This is a genomic window from Sphingomonas sp. TDK1 (assembly GCF_001650735.1).
In the GTDB taxonomy this organism is placed as follows: domain Bacteria; phylum Pseudomonadota; class Alphaproteobacteria; order Sphingomonadales; family Sphingomonadaceae; genus Sphingomonas.
Window position 1 is genome coordinate 1 of sequence record NZ_LXVY01000025.1, and the last position, 19,441, is coordinate 19,441.

Genomic DNA, 19,441 nt, shown 5'->3' on the forward strand with positions numbered 1-19,441 from the left:
CTTTGCCATTGCGCATCGTTCAGTTCGTACCGCTTCACCGCCATCACTTGCTCCGCGTCTCAACACGGATGCCTATGAATCAGCGATCCGCTCGTTTGGGAATCCCGAATGTCGATCCGCGCTAAGGCTTCTAGTTCTCGTCGTCCCCGTCTCTGGGCACAGGGGTCGGCGCAGGTGCGGGTCTACCACAGGCGCACCGCGATCCCGGCGGCCGCCGCTTCGGCGCGGTCGTCGCAAATTCGGCGCGGGTCAGCGCCCCGGATTTGTCGGAATCTGCCCCCGTGAACTTCGTGATCGATTTCGCCGCCCATTCCTCGAAGCTCAATCGGCCGTCGCCATTGGTATCGAGTTTGGCAAACGCCTTGTGCCTGGCGGTGAAATACTCGTCGCGGCTCACCGCCTCATTGCGATCCTTGTCATAGCGGTCGAATCGCTTCTGCTCGCGGGTCTTGGCGTCGGCTTCCGGTGCGACCTCGGGCAACGGAGCGACGGCGCCGGCGGCAGCGGGTGCCGGCTGCAAGACGGCCGCCAACGGCGCCCTCGCGGGTCCGTGCTGAAATAGTAGAAATCCCCCAAACGCCAGCAACAGCGCCGCCCCGGCGCCGACCGCATATCGCCACATGCACCCCTCCCCCGAAGGACGCATCAGACTATCCCTTCAAGGACGTGCAGCCAAGCCCTATCGACCGGAAAGACGATGCCATAGCAAGCGGGCGACCCGCTTCGGCGCGCCGATCGGCGAAGGCATGTCAGGAGGGAGATCGAGGTCCAACCGCGCTCGATGGGCGAGCGCACCCAAGGCACGCCCGTTCCGGCTCCAGCGCCTGTCGAGCGCGTCGATCAACCGCGGCCGGGCGGCTGCCCTGGCGGCATCTGCCTCGTCGCCGTCACCGAGATGCCTAGCGAGATCCGCGAGCGCCCAGCCCTCGCCACCCGTAGCGAGGGGATCGCCCTGAGCTCCCAGTGCGGCGCCGGCCGCCACGAACAGGCTCCCTCGCCCGGCCGCGTAGCGGGCCAGCGCCAGGCCATCGAGTGCCTCTTCTTCGACCAGCACTTCCCAACCATGGACGATCGGCACCAGCGATGCGCCAGAGACGCCGAGCGGCAACAGGTTCGCGGCGAGGCCCTGCAGCACGGGCTCGGCGGGCGGTGGCGCGCTGTCCAGCTTCGCCAGCGCCTCCCGCCACCAGGCGAGTCGCAACTGGCCTACGGCGGGCTGGCTCGTGGTGCGCAGCAGCTGCGCCAGCGCCTCGTCCAGCGCCAGCAAGGCGGCCAGCGCAGGGCGGCCGGCGGCCGGCGCATAGGCCAGGATCAGTGCGCGTTCAGGATCTTCGGGCGGGGTGTTTAGCGAAGCGTTCACCCCTTCCCTCTATGGCCTAGCATTCGGCGGCGGAAGGGGTGTCACCGCGCCGCGCGAGGGTTTCGATCGATCACCATGCGCATACTGCTTCTCGAGCGACTCCAACGCTGCTTCTCCGAGCGGAACCACCGGACCGGCCTGTTCGCGCGCCTTCGGCGCAACGTCGCCGGCAACACGCTGGCGATGATGGCGATCGCCTTGGTGCCGCTGCTGTTCATCGCCGGATCCGCCATCGACACGGCGCGGCTCTACATGGTCAAGAACCGGTTGCAGCAGGCATGCGACGCCGGGGCGCTGGCGGGCCGGCGCTTCATGCTGTCGACCAGCGATCCGACGCTGGACGAGACCGCGCGCAACCGCGCGCTCAACTTCTTCGACAATAACTTCCGCACCGGGCTGTTCGGCACCAAGGGCCGACCGGTCTTCACGCCTGCCAAGACCAGCGACAACCAGGTCTCGGGCACCGCCACCGCAGTGGTCCCGATGACGCTGACGAGCATGATGGGCTTTGGTGACCAGACGCTGACGGTCACCTGCGAGGCACGCTATGACGTCGCCGATACCGATATCATGTTCGTGCTGGATACGACGGGCTCGATGGCGTGCCCGGCAAGCAGCGGCACGAACAGCTGCGGCGCCGCCGTCGTGTTGGGGCCGAATGGCTATTACACGCAAGAACAGCCCAATTCGAAACTGTCCGCGCTGCGCCAGGCTGTCATGAATTTCTACACGACACTTGCGGCTTCCGTCGATCCTTCCACGCACCTGCGATACGGGTTCGTGCCCTATTCTTCCACGGTCAACGCCGGCAAGGCGGTCGTGGGCGTTTCGCCAAGTTACATCGTCGATCAATGGTCGTACAACAGTCGTGTACTCAAGGGCGACGCCAACTATGGAAGCAGCACGGCCGGGCCGAGCTATGCCAATGTCAGCAAGGCGAAATGCGACACTTACGCCAGCCGAAGCCCCGCCACCGGCTACACCACGGCGGGTGCGGCGATGGTCACCACGCCCACCTGGACGCCGAATAACAACAACAGCAATGTCGGCACGTGCGCGACCAAAAACCAGCAGGTTCGCCCGTACTGGACCTATACAAAGCGCAAGCTCGACACGAGCCAGTACAAGCTGGGCGTACCGGTGCCGGACCCGAGCAAGGTCACCGGCGCCATGTCGAAATGGGCTGGCTGCCTTGAAGAGCGCCTGACCAGGCCGCTCAGCACGTTCGACCCCGCCAATCTGCCGTACGATCTCAACCCGGATCTCGTGCCGAATGCCGGCGACGACGATACGCGATGGCGACCGATGTGGCCGGATGTGGTGTATTATCGCGGCAGCTACACGAGCATCGATGCAGACCTGAACAACAGCGATGCGCTTGGCGATACGACCAGCACCGCGCAGCGCGGCACCTATACCGCGATGAACGCCCCCCAAAATATCTCCGCCGGGTGGACGGTTTGCGGGAAGCCGGTGCAGCGCCTCAAGGTCATGACGCAAGCGGACGTGACCAATTACGTGACCGCTCCGGATTTCGTGCCGCAGGGGGGCACCTATCATGACGTCGGCATGATCTGGGGCACGCGCCTGCTTTCGCCCAATGGTATTTTCGCAGGCGATACCGCTGCCTGGCCCGGCCGCAATCCTCCGCAGCGCTACATCGTCTTCATGACCGACGGCGACATGCAACCCTATACCTGTCTGTATGGGATGTACGGCATCGAGAATTACGATCAGCGTGTTACCAACTCCGGATACAAATCGGGCTGTCAGGACACCACGCAGCTCAACAACCATTATGCCCGCTTCGCGGCTGCCTGCACGGCGGCCAAGAACCGGAACATCCTGATCTTCGTGGTCGCATTCGGCCAGACGCTGACCAACCAGCTGACCAGCTGCGCCTCGCCCGGCCAGGCCTTCTACGCTGCCGACAACGCATCGCTCAATGCCGCCTTCCAGACGATCGCCAAGCGCGTGGCGATGTTGCGGATTTCGCGATGATGCGCGCGCTGCTCCGCGATCGACAGGGTGCGACGGTGATCGAATTCGCGATCCTGTTGCCCGTGCTGATGATGCTGCTGATGGGGTTGATGGACATCAGCTACCAGGCCTATGTGCAGGCAGTGCTGGAGGGCGCGCTCCAGAAGGCGGCGCGAGATTCCACGATCGAGTCCGCCAATACTAGTGCGATCGACAACCGGGTGAGTGGGGCAATTCGGCAGGTGGCGGGCAACGCTACCGTCAGCACCAATAGACTTTTCTATTCCAGCTTTACGCTCATCAAGCCGGAAGACTTCATCGATACCAACGGCAACGGCAAGCGCGACCCCGGCGAATGCTACACGGACATCAACGGCAACAAGCAATGGGACCTGGATCCCGGCCGCGCCGGCCAGGGCGGCGCCAGTGATGTGACCGTCTACAAGGTGACGGTCACGTACACGCGGCTGTTCCCGGTGGCCGGCCTGATCGGCTGGAGCAATCAGGTCGTGCTGAATGCCTCCACCCGGTTCAAGAATCAGCCCTACAATACCCAGATGATTCCCAAGCGGGAGCTGCTGTGCACATGAACATGCCCGCCCTATTCGGCCGCCTGGCTGCGGCCCGGTCCGGCGCCGCGCTGATCGAATTCGCGATCGGCCTGCCTGTCGTGCTGACCGCCGGGCTATGGGCTGCAGAACTCACCAACTATGCGATCACCAACCAGCGCCTCAGCCAGATCGCGCTGGCGCTGGCGGACAATGCCAGCCGCGTCGGGAATTTCACAGGTACCGGCGTGACCCAGTTGCGCGAAGTCGACATCAATGACGTATTGCTCGCCGCCAAGCAGCAGGGCGCGCCGTTCGACCTTACGACCAACGGCCGGATCATATTGTCCAGCCTCGAAGCGTCGGGCAGCACCCAGCGCATCCACTGGCAGCGCTGCATCGGCGCGATGCGCGGCGCCGACTATGACTCGCATTATGGCCGAACGGTGGTCTCCTCGATGAGCAACGCCTATGATGCCAATTCGGCCTACGATCCCAAGGCCGGCATCAACACCCTCACCTCGGGAGACGACAGCGCGCAGCATCCTGGCTCGCCAGCGCCCGACGGCATGGGCGAGATCAATGCGCAGGTGAAGGCACCCGACAATTCAGGCGTGATGTTCGTCGAGATCAACTATCGGTACACGCCGCTTGTCGGTGACGGTTGGTTCACGAGGAGCAAGGTGCTGCGTTCCGTCGCCTCGTTCGTGGTTCGCGACAACCGGGATTACACCCAGGTCTACAATCCCATCACCACACCGCCGACGAACCGATCGACCTGCGACTTCTACCCCGCCTGACGAAAAAGGCCCGCCCGACATGGTGTCGGACGGGCCTCTTTTTCGCTCGCCAGCCGAAGGTCAGCGATAGGTGACCTTCTTCACCGTGGCGACCACCTTGTCGGCATTCACCAGAGCCAGCTTCTCCAGGTTCGCGGCGTAGGGCAGCGGCACGTCCTCGTTGGTCACGCGCAGCACCGGCGCGTCGAGGTCGTCAAAGCCCTCTTCCATCACGAACGCGGCGACTTCCGACGCGATCGAGCAGACCGGCCAGCCTTCCTCGACCACCACAATGCGGTTGGTCTTCTTCAGGCTCTCCAGCACGGTCTGCTTGTCGAGCGGGCGCAGCGTGCGCAGGTCGATCACCTCGGCATCGATGCCCTCGGCTGCCAGCTTCTCGGCGGCTTCGAGCGAGACGCCGACGCCGATCGAGTAGCTGACCAGCGTCACGTCCTTGCCCTCGCGCATGATGCGGGCCTTGCCGATCGGCAGGACATAGTCATCGAGCTTCGGCACGTCGAAGCTGCGGCCGTACATCAGCTCGTTCTCGAGGAACACGACCGGATCTTCCGAACGGATCGCCGCCTTGAGCAGGCCCTTGGCATCGGCCGCGTCATAGGGCGCGATCACGATAAGGCCGGGGACGCTGGCATACCAGGGGCCATAGTTCTGGCTGTGCTGCGCGCCGACGCGGCTGGCCGCCCCGTTGGGACCGCGGAACACGATCGGGCAGCGCATCTGGCCGCCGGACATGTAGTTGGTCTTGGCCGCCGAGTTGATGATGTGGTCGATCGCCTGCATGGCGAAGTTGAACGTCATGAACTCGATGATCGGCTTCAGGCCGCCCATCGCCGCACCGGTGCCGACGCCGGCAAAGCCGTATTCGGTGATCGGCGTGTCGATGACGCGCTTCGGGCCGAATTCGTCGAGCAGTCCCTGGGTCACCTTGTAGGCGCCCTGATACTCGGCGACTTCCTCGCCCATCACGAAGATGCGCGGATCGGTGCGCATTTCCTCGGCCATCGCGTCGCGCAGTGCTTCGCGGACCGTAGTCTTCACCATCTCGGTGCCGGCGGGCACGTCCGGATCGGCCGGACGGGTCTTTTCGACCGCAGCGGTCAGCTGGGCGGTGCCGGTTTCGGGCGCCTTGTCGGCCGGCGGCGGGGTCGGCTCGGCCTGCTGGCTGGCGGGGGCCGGTGCGGCGGCGGCCGAGGATGCGTCCTCGCCCTCGCCCGCGATCATCGCGATCACGGTACCGACCTTCACGTTATCCGTGCCCTCGGCGACCAGGATCTTGGCGATCGTGCCTTCGTCGACGGCTTCGAATTCCATCGTCGCCTTGTCGGTCTCGATCTCGGCGAGGATGTCGCCGGACTTCACGACATCGCCTTCCTTGACGAGCCACTTGGCGAGCGTGCCCTCTTCCATGGTCGGCGAGAGTGCCGGCATCTTGAGTTCGATCGCCATCTCAGTAGGTCTCCACCAGCACGTCGGTATAGAGTTCGGCCGGATCGGGCTCCGGCGTCTGTTCGGCGAAGTCCGCCGATTCGTTCACGATCTTGCGGATCTCGGCCTCGAGCGTCTTCAGCTCGTCTTCCTTGACGCCAAAGCCTTCCAATTCGCGCTTCACCGCCTCGATCGGATCCGACTTGTCGCGAACCGACTGGACTTCCTCGCGGCTGCGATACTTGGCCGGATCCGACATCGAGTGGCCGCGATAGCGATAGGTCTTCATCTCGAGGATGATCGGGCCCTTGCCGGCGCGCACCCAGGCGAGCGCCTCTTCCGCCGCGCCGCGGCAGGCGAGCACGTCCATGCCGTCCACCTGGATGCCGGGGATGCGGAAGCTCTCGCCGCGCTTGTACAGCTGGTCTTCGGCCGAGGAGCGGTTGACGCTGGTGCCCATGGCGTACTGGTTGTTCTCGATCACGTAGATGATCGGAAGCTTCCACAGCTCGGCCATGTTGAACGATTCGTACACCTGGCCCTGGTTCGCGGCGCCGTCGCCGAAATAGGCCATGGCGACACCGCCATCCTCGTTATACTTGTGTGCGAAGGCGAGGCCCGTGCCGAGCGAGACCTGCGCGCCGACGATGCCATGGCCGCCGTAGAACTTCTTCTCGGTGGAGAACATGTGCATCGAGCCGCCCTTGCCGCGCGAGATACCCGCGCCGCGGCCGGTCAGCTCGGCCATGATCACCTTGGGATCGATGCCGTAGGCGAGCATGTGGCCATGGTCGCGATAGCCGGTGATCACCGAGTCCTTCTCGCCGTCCAGCGCCGACTGCAGGCCGACCGCAACGGCTTCCTGGCCGATGTAGAGGTGGCAGAAGCCGCCGATGAAGCCGAGGCCGTAGAGCTGGCCCGCCTTCTCTTCGAAGCGGCGGATCAGCAGCATCTGGCGATAGAATTCGAGCAGCTGTTCCTTCGAGGCGTTGAACCGTTCCGGTTCGCTGGGCCGCTCGCGATTCGGTACGGCGGGTGGGGTCGGTGCGTTGCGTGCCGGTGCTTTGGCCACGATCAGATATTCCTCATCCGGGGAGGGGAAAGGCGGGTGCCTATACGCGCGTTTTCGCAAGGCTTGCAACCAACGCGCGGGTTCGGACCACGTTCATCCGCCCTAAGGCGCTCCGCCGTGGCTGGCAACAGGTGCCGCTACGGCGCTCACTTCTTGTCGAGCGGGATGATCACTTCGTCGGGGCGGACGACGTTCAGCTGCTTGCGGGCAAGCTCGTCGACCATATCGGGATCGGCGCCGTGCTTCGGGTCGAGCAGGTCGACTCGGTTCTTGAGTTCGGCACGCTTCCTGTCGAGCACCGCATATTCGCGCTGCTTGGCGGAAAGTTCGTGCTGTACTTCCTTGACGGCGACGATCCCGTTGGGCCCCAGAACCGCGTTATAGCCAAAAAAGCCGATGGCGATCAGCGCCGCGGCGGGAAGCCCCGCGCGGCGCAGCAGCGTAGACATGGGCGAAGCGCGCTTCATGCCCGTGTTTTTCGCTGATCCTTCGGCTCTTAGCAAGATTGCGGCTCCTACCTAGGGTCAGCCGCGGCGCAGGACCGAACGGCCGGCATAGACGGCCGCATCGCCCAGCTCTTCCTCGATGCGGATGAGCTGATTGTACTTTGCGAGCCGGTCCGAGCGCGCGAGGCTGCCGGTCTTGATCTGGCCGCAGTTGGTGGCGACCGCGAGATCGGCGATCGTCGCGTCCTCGGTCTCGCCCGAACGGTGCGACATCACAGCAGTGTAGGAAGCGCGCTGCGCCATGCTCACCGCTTCCAGCGTCTCGGTCAGCGTGCCGATCTGGTTGACCTTCACCAGCAGCGAGTTGGCATAGCCGCCCTCGATGCCGCGTTGCAGGCGCTGCGGGTTGGTGACGAACAGATCGTCGCCGACCAGCTGGACCTTGCCGCCGAGCAGGTCGGTCAGCGCCTTCCAGCCTTCCCAATCGTCCTCGGCCATGCCGTCCTCGATCGAGAAGATCGGGTAGCGCGCGGCGAGATCCGCCAGGAATGCGGCGTTCTCGGCCGAAGAGAGCGTCTTGCCCTCGCCCACCATCTTGTAGGCGCCATCCTTGAAATATTCGGTGGCGGCACAGTCGAGCGCGAGCATCACGTCGTCGCCGGGTGTGTAGCCGGCGGCTTCGATGCTGCGCATGATGAAGTCCAGCGCTTCGGTGGTCGACGCGATGTTCGGCGCGAAGCCGCCCTCGTCGCCCACGCCGGTCGCCAGGCCCTTCTCGTGCAGCTTCTTCTTCAGGGTGTGGAAGATTTCCGAGCCGCAGCGCACCGCTTCGACGATGTTCTCGGCGCCGACCGGCACGATCATGAATTCCTGGAAGTCGATCGGGTTGTCGGCATGCTCGCCGCCGTTGATGATGTTCATCATCGGCACCGGCAGGACGTGCGCGTTGACGCCGCCGACATAGCGATAGAGCGGCAGCCCGCGCGCATCGGCGGCAGCTTTGGCGGCGGCGAGGCTGACGCCGAGAATGGCGTTGGCGCCGAGGCGACCCTTGTTGGCGGTGCCGTCGAGCTCGATCATGGTGCGGTCGAGATCGGCCTGGTCTTCGGCGTCAAGGCCGACAACTGCCTCGGCAATCTCACCGTTCACCGCATCGACGGCGCCTTCGACGCCCTTGCCCATCCAGCGGGACTTGTCGCCGTCGCGCTTTTCCACTGCCTCGTGAGCACCGGTGGAGGCGCCCGACGGCACGGCGGCGCGGCCGAAGCTGCCGTCGTCCAGCAGGACATCCACTTCCACCGTGGGGTTGCCACGGCTGTCGAGAATCTGGCGGGCGTGGACGTCGATGATTGCGGTCACGTCATGGTCTCCGTAACATATCTGGAATGAGGCGCGCGGTGCCTCTAGCGGTTCGCAAGGGAACTCGCAAACGGGGCCGTTGTTGTTTCGACGAGCATGGAGGGTTTTTGATCATGACAGACGAAACGACCAGCATTTCGAGCGATCCGCTCGCAGGCAACATGGGTGCGACCGGCGCGGCAAGCGGCGGCACCGAGGGCGGGACCGGCGCCGACGGCGCCAGCTTTACCCGCAACGCCTCCGACACGATTCGCGAGGAAGCCGCCAAATATGCCGATCAGGCCAAGGAGCACATCCTGGGCTTCGCCGGCACCGGCAAGGAACGCGCGACCAGCGCACTCGACGAAGTCGCCGAAATGATGCGGACGGCTGCGGGCGATGTCGATGCCAAGCTGGGCGAGCAGTATGGCCAATATGCCCGTACCGCCGCGGACGGCATCGCCGGCTTCGCGGACTCGCTGCGCGGCAAGGAAGTGAACGAGCTGCTCGATGAGGCGACCGAATTCGTCAAGAAGAGCCCGGCAATCGCTGTCGGAACCGCGGCGGCGCTTGGCTTCGTGCTGGCACGGGTGATCAAGTCGGGCATTGAGGCATCGGGCACGTCCGTGGCGGCAGCCCCCACCGCCGGTGCGCCGTCGACCGACGCCCCCAAGGCCGAGCCTGCTGGCTTCGGCAACGGCACGTCGGCTTCGTCCGGCACGCCCCAGAGCTAAGGACGGACAGCACAGGGCATGGACGCCCCCCGAACGGAAGACGCCGGCATCGGTGAGCTGATCGGCCAGCTCACCGAAGACGCCAAGGATTATGCCCGCGCCGAGGTCGATTATGTCAAGGCGGTTGCCCGGGCCAAGGTGGCCGAGGTCAAGGGCGCGGCGATCGCCGCGGTCCTTGCCCTCGCGCTTGCACTGGCCGCAGCGATCGGCCTGATCGTCGGTGCCATCCTGACGCTGGCGACGTTGGTCGGCCCCGGCTGGGCGACTCTGATCGTCGTCGGCGTCAGCCTCCTCGTCGCCGCGCTGCTCGGCTGGGCGGCAGCGCGCGGCATTCGCAAGGCGATGGGAGCGGAAGCATGACAGTACCACGCGATCCCGACGCCGCCCGGGCGCGCGCCAGGGCGGCTCGCGACAAGCTGATGGCGACCGTCGGCACCGTCCAGGAACGGCTCAAGCCGCGCAACATCGCGCACGAGGCGATGGACAATGCGCGGCAGACCGTCACCACCATCGCCCGCGAGGGCACCGAGGCCGTTCGCACCCGCCCGTGGCTCACCGCAGCGGTGACGAGCGGCATCGGCCTGGTGCTGGCGCGCGGCTGGATCGTGGACATCTTCCGCAAGGGCAAAGACGAAACCGAGGGACCCACCAAGGGTTCGGAAAAATCAGACAGCACAGAAGGATGATGCCATGAGCACCGAAACCGAAACCGGATCGCGCCTCACCGAAAACCCCGCGCTGCTGCTCGCCGGCGGAGTCGCGGTGGGCGTATTGATCGGCATGCTGCTGCCGCGCTTCGATCGCGAACGGGCTGCGCTCGAGCCGCTCGGTCGCAAGCTGGCCGACGGCGCCGCTGCCGCCGTGCACGCCGCGAAGGAGAGCGGTCGCGAGCAGATCGAGTCGCTGATCCCCAACAGCGACGCCACCAAGGAGCGCGTCTCGGCGTTGTTCGGCACCGTGATCGACGCGGCCAAGGACGCGACGGCCAAGCGCTGAGCGGCCTATAAGGGGTTGAGTGCGATGCTGCAGTGCCGGTAAGGGCTGCAGCATCCCCACCCCCAGGAGGCGCAATGAGCAAGCTTCATCTGGTCTTCGGCGGCCGCGTTGCCGATCCGACGACCCTCGATTTCATCGACCCCTCGAAGCTCGACGTGGTCGGCATCTTTCCCGATTATGCAAGCGCCGAAAAGGCATGGCGCGCCGCCGCGCAGCGCACCGTCGACGATGCCGAGATGCGGTACGTCGTGGTGCACCTGCACCGTATGCTCGATCCGGACGTCGAAGCCGGCAAGGCGTGACATCCAGGCTTCCCCTCCCGTCCGCGGGAGGGGTGCTTATGGCAGCGGCGCCAAATCAGGGTCGATGAAGTCTTTCCGCGCCGCCACGGAGAACAGCCGCTCCCGGCTGTAGAAGCGCAGTGGCCAGTCGCGTCGACCGATCGGCGACGCCAGCAGCCCATTCACCCGCGCCAGCAAGTCGCCCTCGGGCGTTTCCGCCAGATACAGCCGCACGCCGGCCACATAGGCGCGTGTGATGGTCTCGTGATAGCCGCTGCTATCGTCGTTGACGCCCCCGACGCTCTCGTTGAAGCGCCGGATGATGCCGCCGATCTCGGCATCGACATCCAGGTCGCCGCGCTCGCTGAGCAGATAGCAGCACGCCGCGAGATGCGCCTCGTGCGTCCAGTCCGCGCGCGGCAGGGTGCAGGCGAGCAACCCCTCCCCGATCCGGACGATCGCCGCGGCGCTGCCGAAGCACCGCGGCGGAAAGTCCGCCGCGTCGCTCAGGCGAGCGCCCTTGCTTTGGGCGCGGCAGCGCGCACGCCGGCTTCGACATGGTCCTCGAACTGCGCGAAATTCTCCACGAACTGGTCGACCAGACGTTCGGCGGTCGCATCATAGTCCGCCTTGTCCGGCCACGTCTCGCGCGGGTCGAGAATCGCCGTGTCGACACCCGGCACCGCCACGGGCACCTCAAAGCCGAAATAGGGATCGACGCGGAACTCGGCCGCATTGAGGCTTCCATCCAGCGCGGCATTCAGCAACGCACGGGTCGCCTTGATCGGCATGCGATGGCCGACGCCATATTTACCGCCGGTCCAGCCGGTGTTGACCAGCCAGCAGTCGACATTGCCCTCGGCGATCCGCTTCTTGAGCAAATTGCCATAAACCGAGGGATGCCGGGGCATGAAGGGGGCGCCGAAGCAGGTGGAAAAGGTCGCCTCGGGCTCGGTCACGCCGATCTCGGTACCCGCCACGCGCGCGGTATATCCCGAGAGGAAATGGTACATCGCCTGTTCGGGGGTCAGCCGTGCGATCGGCGGCAACACGCCATAGGCATCGGCGGTGAGGAAGATCATGTTCTTCGGCACCGGCCCGAGATTATCAGCCGAGGCATTGGGGATGAAGTCGATCGGGTAGGAGCCGCGGCTGTTCTCGGCGAGCGTCGCATCCTCGAGGTCAAGCGTACGGGTGACCGGGTCCATCACCACATTTTCCAGCACCGTGCCGAACCGCTTGGTGGTGGCGAAGATCTCAGGCTCGGCCTCGGGCGAGAGCCGGATCATCTTGGCGTAGCAGCCGCCCTCGAAGTTGAATACGGCCGTGTCCGACCAGCCATGCTCGTCGTCGCCGATCAGCGTGCGGCTGGCATCGGCCGACAGCGTCGTCTTGCCGGTGCCCGACAAGCCGAAGAAAATCGCCGTGTCGCCCCTGGGCCCGATATTGGCCGAGCAATGCATCGGCATGATGCCCTGCTCGGGGAGCAGATAGTTGAGCAGGCCGAACACGCTCTTCTTCATCTCGCCGGCATAGGCCGTGCCGCCGATCAGGATCAGCTTGTCCGTGAAGTTGACGGCGACCACGGTCTCGCCGCGCGTACCATGACGCGCGGGATCCGCGCGGAAGCTCGGCAGGTCGATGATCGTGTACTCGGGAACGAAACTCGCCAGCGCCTCCGCCTCAGGGCGGACCAGCAGCGTGCGGATGAACAGATTGTGCCACGCCAGCTCGTTGATAACACGCACCTTTACGCGATGTTCGGGCTGGGATCCGCCATAGAGATCCTGCACGAACAGCTCCTCACGCTTGCCCAGTTCGGCAAGGAAATCCGCTTTGATCGCGGCGAAATGATCGGGCGACATCGCCTGGTTGGTCTTGCCCCACCACACGCTGTTCTCGGTTTCGGCATCGCGGACGATGAATTTGTCCTTGGCAGATCTGCCAGTATGCTTTCCCGTCGCAACCACCAGAGGACCCTCGGCGGCCAAGCTCCCCTCCCCGCGCCGGATCGCGTGCTCGACCAACGGCGCGGTAATCAGGTTCCAGTGGAGAACCGCCGACGTAATGATGCCCTGTTCGCCAAGTCCAAGGCGCGATTGACGTTCTTCCACCCAAGCCTCCAAACTTTATTGTTGAACCATTTGTATGACAAACCAGATGATTTGCCACAGGTGCAACTTTATTGCGAATCAGTCCTCGCACGTGCTTCTTGAGAGGGTCAATCCGGGTAAGCGTTGTCGGTCGGTTGAGGCGGAAGAAACTTTGGTCTAACGGGTGTCGATGCTGATTTTGCGCCAGCCCCGGGTAGCCGGATGACCGCCACGATCGCGCTGGTCGATGACGACCGCAACATCCTCACTTCGGTATCGATCGCCCTCCAGACCGAGGGCTTTCTGACCCGCGTCTATTCGGACGGCGAAAGCGCGCTCAAGGCGTTGATCGAGAACCCGCCCGAACTAGCGGTGCTCGACATCAAGATGCCCAAGATGGACGGGCTGGAGTTGCTCCGCCGCCTGCGCGAGAAGAGCCAGATCCCGGTGATCTTCCTCACCAGCAAGGACGATGAGCTCGACGAGGCGCTGGGCCTGGCGATGGGCGCCGACGACTATATCGCCAAGCCCTTCTCGCAGCGGCTGCTGATCGCCCGCATCCGCGCGATCCTGCGCCGCACCGAGCCCGCGCTGCCGGTTGCCGAGGGCGCCGCGCCTGCCGAGCCTGCCGAAGCCCTGGAGCGCGGCCGCCTGAGCATGGACCCGGCGCGGCACAAGGTCACCTGGGGCGGCGTCAACGTCACGCTGACGGTCACCGAGTTCCTGATCCTCGAGACGCTCGCCCAGCGGCCGGGCATCGTCAAGACACGCAACCAGCTGATGGACGCGGCCTATCAGGACGACATCTATGTCGACGACCGCACGATCGACAGCCACATCAAGCGCGTCCGCCGCAAGTTCCGGCAGGTAGACCCGGAGTTCGACGCGATCGAGACGCTCTATGGCGCGGGCTACCGATTCTCGGATGAATGACGAGCGCGACCTGGCGCTGCGATGGTCGGGCCGGGTCAGCCTCACGCCGCGGATCCTGGCGGTCAACATCTTCGCGCTGGCGCTGCTGTGCGGCGGCTTCTTCTACCTCGACAGCTATCGCAGCCGGATCGTCGACAGCCGCGTCGAGCAGACCAGCCGCGAGGTGCGGTTGATCGCCCAGGCGCTGGCCTCCGCCACCGAGAAACGCCGCGACCTGCTGGTGCTGAGCCTCGCTCGCGACATGGGCACGCGCATCCGCCTCTATGATCCCCAGGGCAAGCTGCTCAGCGACAGCCGCGAACTGGGCCTGCGCAACCTGCTGCTGCGCGATCCGGACAAGGACCCCGTCGGCCAGACGATTGCGCGCTTCCTTGACGCGGTTATCGACAAGGTCGCTGGCGCCGATCGCGCGCCGCTTTATCGCGAGCGGCCACGCGATGCCGGTCTCGAATGGCCCGACGTGCGCACCGCGCTGGAGACCCATGCCGCCGCCGCCAGCGTCTGGCGGGCGCCGGATCGCACGCCCGTCATCACCGCCGCCGCACCGATTACCGGCCTCGGCGTGGTGATGACCGCGTTCAACGCGCGCGATATCACCCAGACGGTGCGGCTGGAGCGCTATCGACTGGGCGTGGTGCTCGGAATCGTCTCGCTGGTCTCGGTGCTGCTCTCGCTGTTCCTCGCCCGCACGATCGTCCGCCCGCTGCGGCGGCTCGCGCTGGCCGCCATCCGCGTCCGCCTCGGGCGCGCCCGCGAGGTGGTGGTGCCCCGCCTGCCCGAACGCCGCGACGAGATCGGGATGCTTGCCCGCGCGCTTTCCGACATGAGCGGCGCGCTTCGGGCGCGCATCGACGCGACAGAAACCTTCGCGGCCGACGTCACGCATGAGCTGAAAAATCCCCTCGCCTCCCTCCGCTCTGCCGTCGAGGGCCTGTCGAACGTCAAGGATCCGGACCTGCGCGACCAGCTGCTCGCCATCGTCCGGGATGACATCCACCGGCTCGATCGGCTGATCACCGACATTTCGGAAGCGTCGCGCATCGACGCGCAGCTCAGCCGCACGACCTTCGAGGCGTTCGACGTAGGCGACCTGATCGCCGCGCTGATCGGACAGCGCGAGACGCGCGGGGTTCCGGAGGAAATCCGCCTTCGATTCGATCGACCGCAGGGCCTGTCGATGGAAGTGATGGGGGATCCAACGCGTCTCGAACGCGTCTTCGAAAATCTGATCGAGAACGCGCTGTCCTTTTCACCTCCTGGCGGCATGATCGCAATCTCCGCCGAGCAGGAGGACGACACGCTTGCCATCCGGGTGGAGGACGAGGGCCCCGGCGTGCCTGAAGAAGCGCGCGAGGCGATCTTCCGCCGCTTCCATTCCGTGCGCCCATCCAGCGAAGCGTTCGGTCAGCATTCCGGGCTTGGGCTTGCCATTGCCCGCACCATCGTCGAAGGCCATCAGGGAAGCATCATGGTGGAATCGCGGGAGGATCGATCGCAGGGCGCACGGTTCGTGGTCCGGCTGCCGCTGGCGGCCCGCGCATGAACGACCCCGGCGATCCGACCGCGCGAAGCGAGAATAACATGCAACGGCGTCGCCCCAAACATATCCTGCTCGTCACCGGCATGTCCGGCGCGGGCAAGTCCACCGTGCTCCGCACGCTCGAGGATCTCGGCTGGGAGGTGGTGGACAACCTGCCCTTGCTGCTCCTCAACCGCCTGCTCGACACCGCGCCGGGCGCGGACGGCGGAGATGACGAGCGCCCGCTGGCACTCGGCCTCGGCACCCAGACCCGCGGCTTCGATGCCGAGAGCATCGTCCAGCGCATCAAGAAGCTGCGCGAGGACCAGGGCCTCGACGTCGGCACGCTGTTCCTCGAATGCACCGGCGCCGAACTCCTCCGCCGCTTCTCCGAGACCCGCCGCCGCCACCCGCTGGCGCAGGACCGGCCCGCGGAGGACGGCATCGCCCGCGAGCGCGAGTTGCTCGGGCCCCTGCGCCGCTGGTCCAACCGGCTGATCGACACCACCGACATGAAGGCCAACCAGCTTTCGCAGACGATCCGCGGCATCTTCTCGGCCGACGGCGGCAAGACGACCTTCAGCGTCACCTCGTTCGGCTTCTCTCGCGGGTTGCCGCGCGATGCGGACCTGGTCCTCGACATGCGCTTCCTGCGCAATCCGCACTGGGATCCGCAGCTCCGTCCCGGCACGGGACTCGACGCCGACGTCTCCGCCTATATCGAAGCCGACCCGGCCTATGATGCTGCCATGGCGCAGATCGAGTCGCTGTTGCTGCTGCTCCTCCCCCGCTACCAGGCGGAGGGAAAGGCCTATGTGACGATCGCTTTCGGCTGCACCGGCGGACGGCATCGATCGGTGCATGTCGCCGAACGGATGGCCCGCCGGTTGCGCGACGAAGGATTTTCGCCCACGGTGACGCACAGAGATTTGCAGACCGCGCCACAGGACTCCCTGGAGGGGGCGCCGGTGTCCATGGCTAGGGGCGGAGAATAGAATGATCGGGTTGGTGCTCGTGACGCACGGACGACTCGCCGAGGAGTTCGTCGTCGCGATGGAACATGTGGTGGGGAAGCAGGAGCAGGTCGCCGCGATCTGCATCGGCCCCGAGGATGACATGGAAGGCCGCCGCGCCGACATCGCCAGCGCCATCGGCGCGGTCGATTCGGGCGAAGGCGTGATCGTGCTGAGCGACCTGTTCGGCGGCACCCCCTCCAATCTCGCGATCTCGCTGATGAAGGCGGGCAAGGTCGAGGTGATCGCCGGCATCAGCCTGCCGATGCTGATCCGCCTGGGCAGCGCTCGCAAGACCATGTCCGTCACCGACGCGGTGCTCGCCGCGCGCGACGCCGGCCGCAAGTACGTGACGGTCGCGTCGGAAATGCTGGGGCCGCCGCAATGAGCCGGGTGTCGCGCGAGGTTCTGATCGAGAATCGCCGCGGCCTCCATGCCCGCGCCAGCATGGCGTTCGTCACGCTCGCCAGCACCCAGCCCTGCGAACTCACCGTCGAGAAGGACGGCAACAGCGCCGCCGGCACCTCGATCCTCGACCTGATGATGCTCGGGGCGGCGAAGGGCGACACGATCACGATCTGGGCCGAAGGCGACGGCGCCGAGGGCGCGGTGCAGGCGCTGGTCGAGCTGGTCGAAGCGCGGTTCAACGAGGAATAGCGGGCGCTAAGCCCCTCCCCTTCAGGGGAGGGGTTTGGGGTGGGGCAGTGTCTCACCGAGACCAACCGCGGTTCTGGAATCCCTCCACCCCCAACCCCTCCTCCAAAGAGGAGGGGCTAGATAGTAGCCCCCGCCCCCATCCCGCCCTATAGCGCGCGGATGCCACGCGAAATCACCGCCTATTCCAACCCTCTCATCAAGCGCATCCGCAACCTGCGTGACAAGCGCCACCGCCGCGAAGAGGGGCTGTTCCTCGCCGAGGGCCTGCGCATCCTCACCGAAGCGCGCGAGGCCGGCCGGATCCCCGACTATCTGTTCTACACCGCCGAGACCGCTCGCCACCCGCTGGTCGTCGCCCTGGTCACCGCCACCGAGGCCCAGGGCGGCGAGGCGATCGAGACCAATGCCGACATCCTCTCCAAGCTCTCCGGCAAGGACAATCCGGGCGCGGTCGTCGGCGTCTACCCGGAGTTCGCGCTGGACCTCGCCGCGATCGACCGCAGCACCGCGCCGCTCTGGCTGGTCGCCGAGCGGCTGCGCGATCCCGGCAATCTCGGCACCATCCTGCGCACCGGCGACGCGGTGGGCGCCGGCGGGCTGATCCTGCTCGACGACTGCGTCGATCCCTTCTCGGTCGAGGCGGTGCGCGCGAGCATGGGTGCCCTGTTCACCGTGCCGGTCGCCCGCGCCCGCTGGGAGGAATTCGAGCCCTGGCTGCGCGCCGGCCCCGGCCAGCTTGTCGGCCTCAGCCTCGATACGGATCACGACTATCAGGCCCCGCGCTACGCCGCGCCGACCTTCCTGCTCACCGGCAACGAGGCGCAGGGCATGCCGCCGCATATGGAAGCCGCCTGCGATTTGCTGGTAAAGATCCCCATGCTCGGCAAGGCGGACAGCCTCAATGCGGCAGTGGCAACGGCGGTGATGGCCTATGAAGTACGCAACCAGTTCCGGAACGCTTGAGCTGGCACGCCGGGTCGCCGCAGTCCTCGCGCTGGCGTGCGGCCTCGGCGGCGCCCTCCCCGCCGCCGCGCAGGCGCCCGGGCCGCCGACGGTCCGCGAGCAGCCCCGCGCCGGGACGCCCCCGCTCGACGCAGAGGAGCAGCTGCTGCTCGGCGACTGGCGCGTGACCGGGGTCGACGGGCACCCGACCGTCCCCGGCAGCCGCGCGCGGCTGAAGCTGGAGGGGCTGCGGATCAGCGGCTATACCGGCTGCAACGCGCTGGGCGGCAATTACCGGGTGGAGCGGGGGTATCTCACCACCGGCGGCGTGATCACCACCCGCCGCGCCTGCTCGGCGGCGCTGAACGCCCAAGAAAAGGCCCTGCTCGCCCTGCTCGACCAACGCCTGGCGGTCCGCCAGAGCCATCGCGGCCGGCTGCTGCTGACCGGGCGGGAGGGGAAGACGCTGGTGCTGGTGCGGGCGGCGGGGTGACCAGTAAGCAACTTCCATTACCGGCTGAAGGTCGTCACCCGGGATAATCGGCAATTCACTCCTCCAACATATCGCGCACCATGCCATGCGGATCGAAAGCAAATTGGCGCTGGATGCGGAAGTGTGGCGTGTCTTCCAGCTCCACCGGGTCGATACCGAATTTGCCCATCCCCAACAGCCGCGCCTCAGGCAGCGCCATCAGGATCGGCGAGTGCGTCGCCATGATGACTTGCGCCTGCCCCGCCGCCTGAATCCGCCGAAGCAGCCTGAGGAAATCGAACTGCCGTAAGGGCGATAGTGCGGACTCGGGCTCGTCGAACAGAAAAAGCCCCGGCCGAGCGCAACGCTCCTCAAACAGGCGAAGAAACCCTTCCCCATGCGAATGCGAGAGAAAGTCAGCCGAGCGGCTGCCCGCGTCATCGAGATACCGGGCAACGGAAAAGAAGCTTTCTGCGCGAAAGAACCAGCCCTGACCGATCTTGGGCAACCAGCTCGCCTTGAGCGCCGAGACAAGCGCGCCGCCGCTGCTCTCCAGCGCACGACTATGATCGACCGCACGATGGCCGGGGCCGCCGCCGGCCTCATCGAAGCCGGCGAGCACGGCGATGGCCTCTAACAGCGTCGACTTCCCGACGCCGTTCTCGCCCGCAATGATGGTGACGGGCATGTCAAATTCGAGCGAGAAGTCGCCCCGGAACAGCGGCATGCACCAGGGATAGGCACTACGATCGATCTCGGCTTCGCCGTCCAGCCAGACGCGCTTGAGATAGGGCGGCGGGAGCTTCGTGTGTCGATACCGCACCATGCCTCC

The 19,441-nt window shown here is 65.8% G+C and carries 24 protein-coding genes; 15 read left to right on the plus strand and 9 right to left on the minus strand.

Features of this window, described 5'->3' with window-relative positions; all coding sequences use genetic code 11:
• Positions 1-130 precede the first annotated feature (130 nt).
• Together A7X12_RS13375 and A7X12_RS13380 are read right to left on the minus strand one after the other, a co-directional pair.
• Positions 131-622, minus strand: coding sequence for an EF-hand domain-containing protein (locus tag A7X12_RS13375; RefSeq protein ID WP_064312081.1), 492 nt, complete (start codon positions 620-622; stop codon positions 131-133).
• Positions 623-679: 57 nt separating this feature from the next.
• Positions 680-1,360 carry a squalene/phytoene synthase family protein gene (locus tag A7X12_RS13380; RefSeq protein WP_064312082.1) on the minus strand — a complete coding sequence of 227 codons (681 nt, stop codon included), beginning with the start codon at positions 1,358-1,360 and terminating at the stop codon, positions 680-682.
• A gap of 75 nt (positions 1,361-1,435) precedes the next feature.
• Between A7X12_RS13380 and A7X12_RS13385 the strand changes: the two genes are divergently transcribed.
• The 3 genes from A7X12_RS13385 to A7X12_RS13395 are packed head-to-tail and all read left to right on the plus strand — an operon-like array spanning position 1,436 to position 4,688.
• Entirely contained in the window at positions 1,436-3,361 is a 1,926-nt protein-coding gene (locus A7X12_RS13385; protein WP_084445430.1) for a TadE/TadG family type IV pilus assembly protein, read from the plus strand.
• Positions 3,358-3,930, plus strand: coding sequence for a TadE/TadG family type IV pilus assembly protein (locus A7X12_RS13390; RefSeq protein ID WP_064312083.1), 573 nt, complete (start codon positions 3,358-3,360; stop codon positions 3,928-3,930). Before A7X12_RS13385 ends, A7X12_RS13390 begins: the two co-directional genes overlap by 4 nt.
• A complete protein-coding gene (locus A7X12_RS13395) occupies positions 3,927-4,688 on the plus strand; it encodes a TadE/TadG family type IV pilus assembly protein (RefSeq protein WP_064312084.1) in 762 nt (253 codons plus the stop codon). Before A7X12_RS13390 ends, A7X12_RS13395 begins: the two co-directional genes overlap by 4 nt.
• 60 nt (positions 4,689-4,748) lie before the next feature.
• Here the strand turns inward: A7X12_RS13395 and A7X12_RS13400 are convergent, their stop codons facing one another.
• The 4 genes from A7X12_RS13400 to eno form a co-directional block, all read right to left on the minus strand.
• Positions 4,749-6,134 (minus strand): pyruvate dehydrogenase complex E1 component subunit beta, encoded by a 1,386-nt coding sequence (locus A7X12_RS13400; protein ID WP_064312085.1) that lies wholly within the window; start codon positions 6,132-6,134, stop codon positions 4,749-4,751.
• Position 6,135: 1 nt separating this feature from the next.
• A complete protein-coding gene (gene pdhA, locus A7X12_RS13405; RefSeq protein WP_064312086.1) occupies positions 6,136-7,185 on the minus strand; it encodes a pyruvate dehydrogenase (acetyl-transferring) E1 component subunit alpha in 1,050 nt (349 codons plus the stop codon).
• Between the two features lie 146 nt (positions 7,186-7,331).
• Positions 7,332-7,634 (minus strand): FtsB family cell division protein, encoded by a 303-nt coding sequence (locus A7X12_RS13410; protein WP_064312222.1) that lies wholly within the window; start codon positions 7,632-7,634, stop codon positions 7,332-7,334.
• Positions 7,635-7,709: 75 nt separating this feature from the next.
• Positions 7,710-8,990 (minus strand): phosphopyruvate hydratase, encoded by a 1,281-nt coding sequence (gene eno, locus A7X12_RS13415; protein ID WP_064312087.1) that lies wholly within the window; start codon positions 8,988-8,990, stop codon positions 7,710-7,712.
• 113 nt (positions 8,991-9,103) lie between these two features.
• Here eno and A7X12_RS13420 point away from each other — a divergent pair, with 113 nt between their 5' ends.
• The 5 genes from A7X12_RS13420 (at position 9,104) to A7X12_RS13440 (ending at position 11,001) form a co-directional block, all read left to right on the plus strand.
• Positions 9,104-9,703: a hypothetical protein gene (locus tag A7X12_RS13420; protein ID WP_064312088.1), complete on the plus strand. Its 600-nt coding sequence runs from the start codon at positions 9,104-9,106 to the stop codon at positions 9,701-9,703.
• Between the two features lie 18 nt (positions 9,704-9,721).
• Positions 9,722-10,063, plus strand: coding sequence for a phage holin family protein (locus A7X12_RS13425; RefSeq protein ID WP_064312089.1), 342 nt, complete (start codon positions 9,722-9,724; stop codon positions 10,061-10,063).
• Positions 10,060-10,389, plus strand: coding sequence for a DUF3618 domain-containing protein (locus A7X12_RS13430; protein WP_064312090.1), 330 nt, complete (start codon positions 10,060-10,062; stop codon positions 10,387-10,389). The genes A7X12_RS13425 and A7X12_RS13430 overlap by 4 nt, the downstream gene beginning before the upstream one ends.
• Before the next feature lie 4 nt (positions 10,390-10,393).
• The gene (locus A7X12_RS13435; RefSeq protein WP_064312091.1) at positions 10,394-10,699 is read left to right on the plus strand and encodes a hypothetical protein; all 306 of its coding nucleotides are present in this window, start codon (positions 10,394-10,396) and stop codon (positions 10,697-10,699) included.
• 74 nt (positions 10,700-10,773) lie between these two features.
• A complete protein-coding gene (locus A7X12_RS13440) occupies positions 10,774-11,001 on the plus strand; it encodes a DUF4170 domain-containing protein (RefSeq protein WP_064312092.1) in 228 nt (75 codons plus the stop codon).
• A 36-nt stretch (positions 11,002-11,037) separates the two neighbouring features.
• On the opposite strand, the gene A7X12_RS13445 is transcribed toward A7X12_RS13440, so the two are convergent.
• The gene (locus tag A7X12_RS13445; protein WP_232318503.1) at positions 11,038-11,418 is read right to left on the minus strand and encodes a hypothetical protein; all 381 of its coding nucleotides are present in this window, start codon (positions 11,416-11,418) and stop codon (positions 11,038-11,040) included.
• A gap of 68 nt (positions 11,419-11,486) precedes the next feature.
• The gene (locus A7X12_RS13450) at positions 11,487-13,094 is read right to left on the minus strand and encodes a phosphoenolpyruvate carboxykinase (protein ID WP_064312223.1); all 1,608 of its coding nucleotides are present in this window, start codon (positions 13,092-13,094) and stop codon (positions 11,487-11,489) included.
• A 201-nt stretch (positions 13,095-13,295) separates the two neighbouring features.
• Between A7X12_RS13450 and A7X12_RS13455 the strand changes: the two genes are divergently transcribed.
• The 7 genes from A7X12_RS13455 (at position 13,296) to A7X12_RS13485 (ending at position 18,630) form a co-directional block, all read left to right on the plus strand.
• Positions 13,296-14,006: a response regulator transcription factor gene (locus A7X12_RS13455; RefSeq protein ID WP_064312094.1), complete on the plus strand. Its 711-nt coding sequence runs from the start codon at positions 13,296-13,298 to the stop codon at positions 14,004-14,006.
• Positions 13,975-15,549, plus strand: coding sequence for a sensor histidine kinase (locus A7X12_RS13460; RefSeq protein WP_064312095.1), 1,575 nt, complete (start codon positions 13,975-13,977; stop codon positions 15,547-15,549). The genes A7X12_RS13455 and A7X12_RS13460 overlap by 32 nt, the downstream gene beginning before the upstream one ends.
• A gap of 38 nt (positions 15,550-15,587) precedes the next feature.
• Positions 15,588-16,520: an RNase adapter RapZ gene (gene rapZ / locus A7X12_RS13465; RefSeq protein ID WP_064312224.1), complete on the plus strand. Its 933-nt coding sequence runs from the start codon at positions 15,588-15,590 to the stop codon at positions 16,518-16,520.
• Position 16,521: 1 nt separating this feature from the next.
• Positions 16,522-16,926 carry a PTS sugar transporter subunit IIA gene (locus tag A7X12_RS13470; RefSeq protein WP_064312096.1) on the plus strand — a complete coding sequence of 135 codons (405 nt, stop codon included), beginning with the start codon at positions 16,522-16,524 and terminating at the stop codon, positions 16,924-16,926.
• Entirely contained in the window at positions 16,923-17,195 is a 273-nt protein-coding gene (locus A7X12_RS13475) for an HPr family phosphocarrier protein (protein ID WP_064312097.1), read from the plus strand. Before A7X12_RS13470 ends, A7X12_RS13475 begins: the two co-directional genes overlap by 4 nt.
• A gap of 159 nt (positions 17,196-17,354) precedes the next feature.
• Positions 17,355-18,158: a TrmH family RNA methyltransferase gene (locus A7X12_RS13480; RefSeq protein WP_064312098.1), complete on the plus strand. Its 804-nt coding sequence runs from the start codon at positions 17,355-17,357 to the stop codon at positions 18,156-18,158.
• The gene (locus tag A7X12_RS13485) at positions 18,127-18,630 is read left to right on the plus strand and encodes an META domain-containing protein (protein WP_064312099.1); all 504 of its coding nucleotides are present in this window, start codon (positions 18,127-18,129) and stop codon (positions 18,628-18,630) included. Before A7X12_RS13480 ends, A7X12_RS13485 begins: the two co-directional genes overlap by 32 nt.
• A 55-nt stretch (positions 18,631-18,685) precedes the next feature.
• Here the strand turns inward: A7X12_RS13485 and A7X12_RS13490 are convergent, their stop codons facing one another.
• The gene (locus tag A7X12_RS13490; RefSeq protein ID WP_064312100.1) at positions 18,686-19,435 is read right to left on the minus strand and encodes an AAA family ATPase; all 750 of its coding nucleotides are present in this window, start codon (positions 19,433-19,435) and stop codon (positions 18,686-18,688) included.
• Positions 19,436-19,441: the final 6 nt, after the last annotated feature.

What these genes read in the sequence shown, in the direction of transcription:
- A7X12_RS13460 (WP_064312095.1), top strand. Translation starts at nt 13,975, where the DNA reads ATGGCGCGGGCTACCGATTCTCGGATGAATGACGAGCGCGACCTGGCG.
- A7X12_RS13425 (WP_064312089.1), top strand. Translation starts at nt 9,722, where the DNA reads ATGGACGCCCCCCGAACGGAAGACGCCGGCATCGGTGAGCTGATCGGC.
- rapZ (WP_064312224.1), top strand. Translation starts at nt 15,588, where the DNA reads ATGCAACGGCGTCGCCCCAAACATATCCTGCTCGTCACCGGCATGTCC.
- A7X12_RS13395 (WP_064312084.1), top strand. Translation starts at nt 3,927, where the DNA reads ATGAACATGCCCGCCCTATTCGGCCGCCTGGCTGCGGCCCGGTCCGGC.
- A7X12_RS13400 (WP_064312085.1), bottom strand. Translation starts at nt 6,134, where the DNA reads ATGGCGATCGAACTCAAGATGCCGGCACTCTCGCCGACCATGGAAGAG.
- A7X12_RS13475 (WP_064312097.1), top strand. Translation starts at nt 16,923, where the DNA reads ATGAGCCGGGTGTCGCGCGAGGTTCTGATCGAGAATCGCCGCGGCCTC.
- A7X12_RS13485 (WP_064312099.1), top strand. Translation starts at nt 18,127, where the DNA reads ATGAAGTACGCAACCAGTTCCGGAACGCTTGAGCTGGCACGCCGGGTC.
- A7X12_RS13375 (WP_064312081.1), bottom strand. Translation starts at nt 622, where the DNA reads ATGTGGCGATATGCGGTCGGCGCCGGGGCGGCGCTGTTGCTGGCGTTT.
- A7X12_RS13440 (WP_064312092.1), top strand. Translation starts at nt 10,774, where the DNA reads ATGAGCAAGCTTCATCTGGTCTTCGGCGGCCGCGTTGCCGATCCGACG.
- A7X12_RS13455 (WP_064312094.1), top strand. Translation starts at nt 13,296, where the DNA reads ATGACCGCCACGATCGCGCTGGTCGATGACGACCGCAACATCCTCACT.
- A7X12_RS13470 (WP_064312096.1), top strand. Translation starts at nt 16,522, where the DNA reads ATGATCGGGTTGGTGCTCGTGACGCACGGACGACTCGCCGAGGAGTTC.
- A7X12_RS13480 (WP_064312098.1), top strand. Translation starts at nt 17,355, where the DNA reads ATGCCACGCGAAATCACCGCCTATTCCAACCCTCTCATCAAGCGCATC.
- A7X12_RS13420 (WP_064312088.1), top strand. Translation starts at nt 9,104, where the DNA reads ATGACAGACGAAACGACCAGCATTTCGAGCGATCCGCTCGCAGGCAAC.
- A7X12_RS13410 (WP_064312222.1), bottom strand. Translation starts at nt 7,634, where the DNA reads ATGTCTACGCTGCTGCGCCGCGCGGGGCTTCCCGCCGCGGCGCTGATC.
- A7X12_RS13435 (WP_064312091.1), top strand. Translation starts at nt 10,394, where the DNA reads ATGAGCACCGAAACCGAAACCGGATCGCGCCTCACCGAAAACCCCGCG.
- A7X12_RS13390 (WP_064312083.1), top strand. Translation starts at nt 3,358, where the DNA reads ATGATGCGCGCGCTGCTCCGCGATCGACAGGGTGCGACGGTGATCGAA.
- A7X12_RS13385 (WP_084445430.1), top strand. Translation starts at nt 1,436, where the DNA reads ATGCGCATACTGCTTCTCGAGCGACTCCAACGCTGCTTCTCCGAGCGG.
- A7X12_RS13490 (WP_064312100.1), bottom strand. Translation starts at nt 19,435, where the DNA reads ATGGTGCGGTATCGACACACGAAGCTCCCGCCGCCCTATCTCAAGCGC.
- A7X12_RS13430 (WP_064312090.1), top strand. Translation starts at nt 10,060, where the DNA reads ATGACAGTACCACGCGATCCCGACGCCGCCCGGGCGCGCGCCAGGGCG.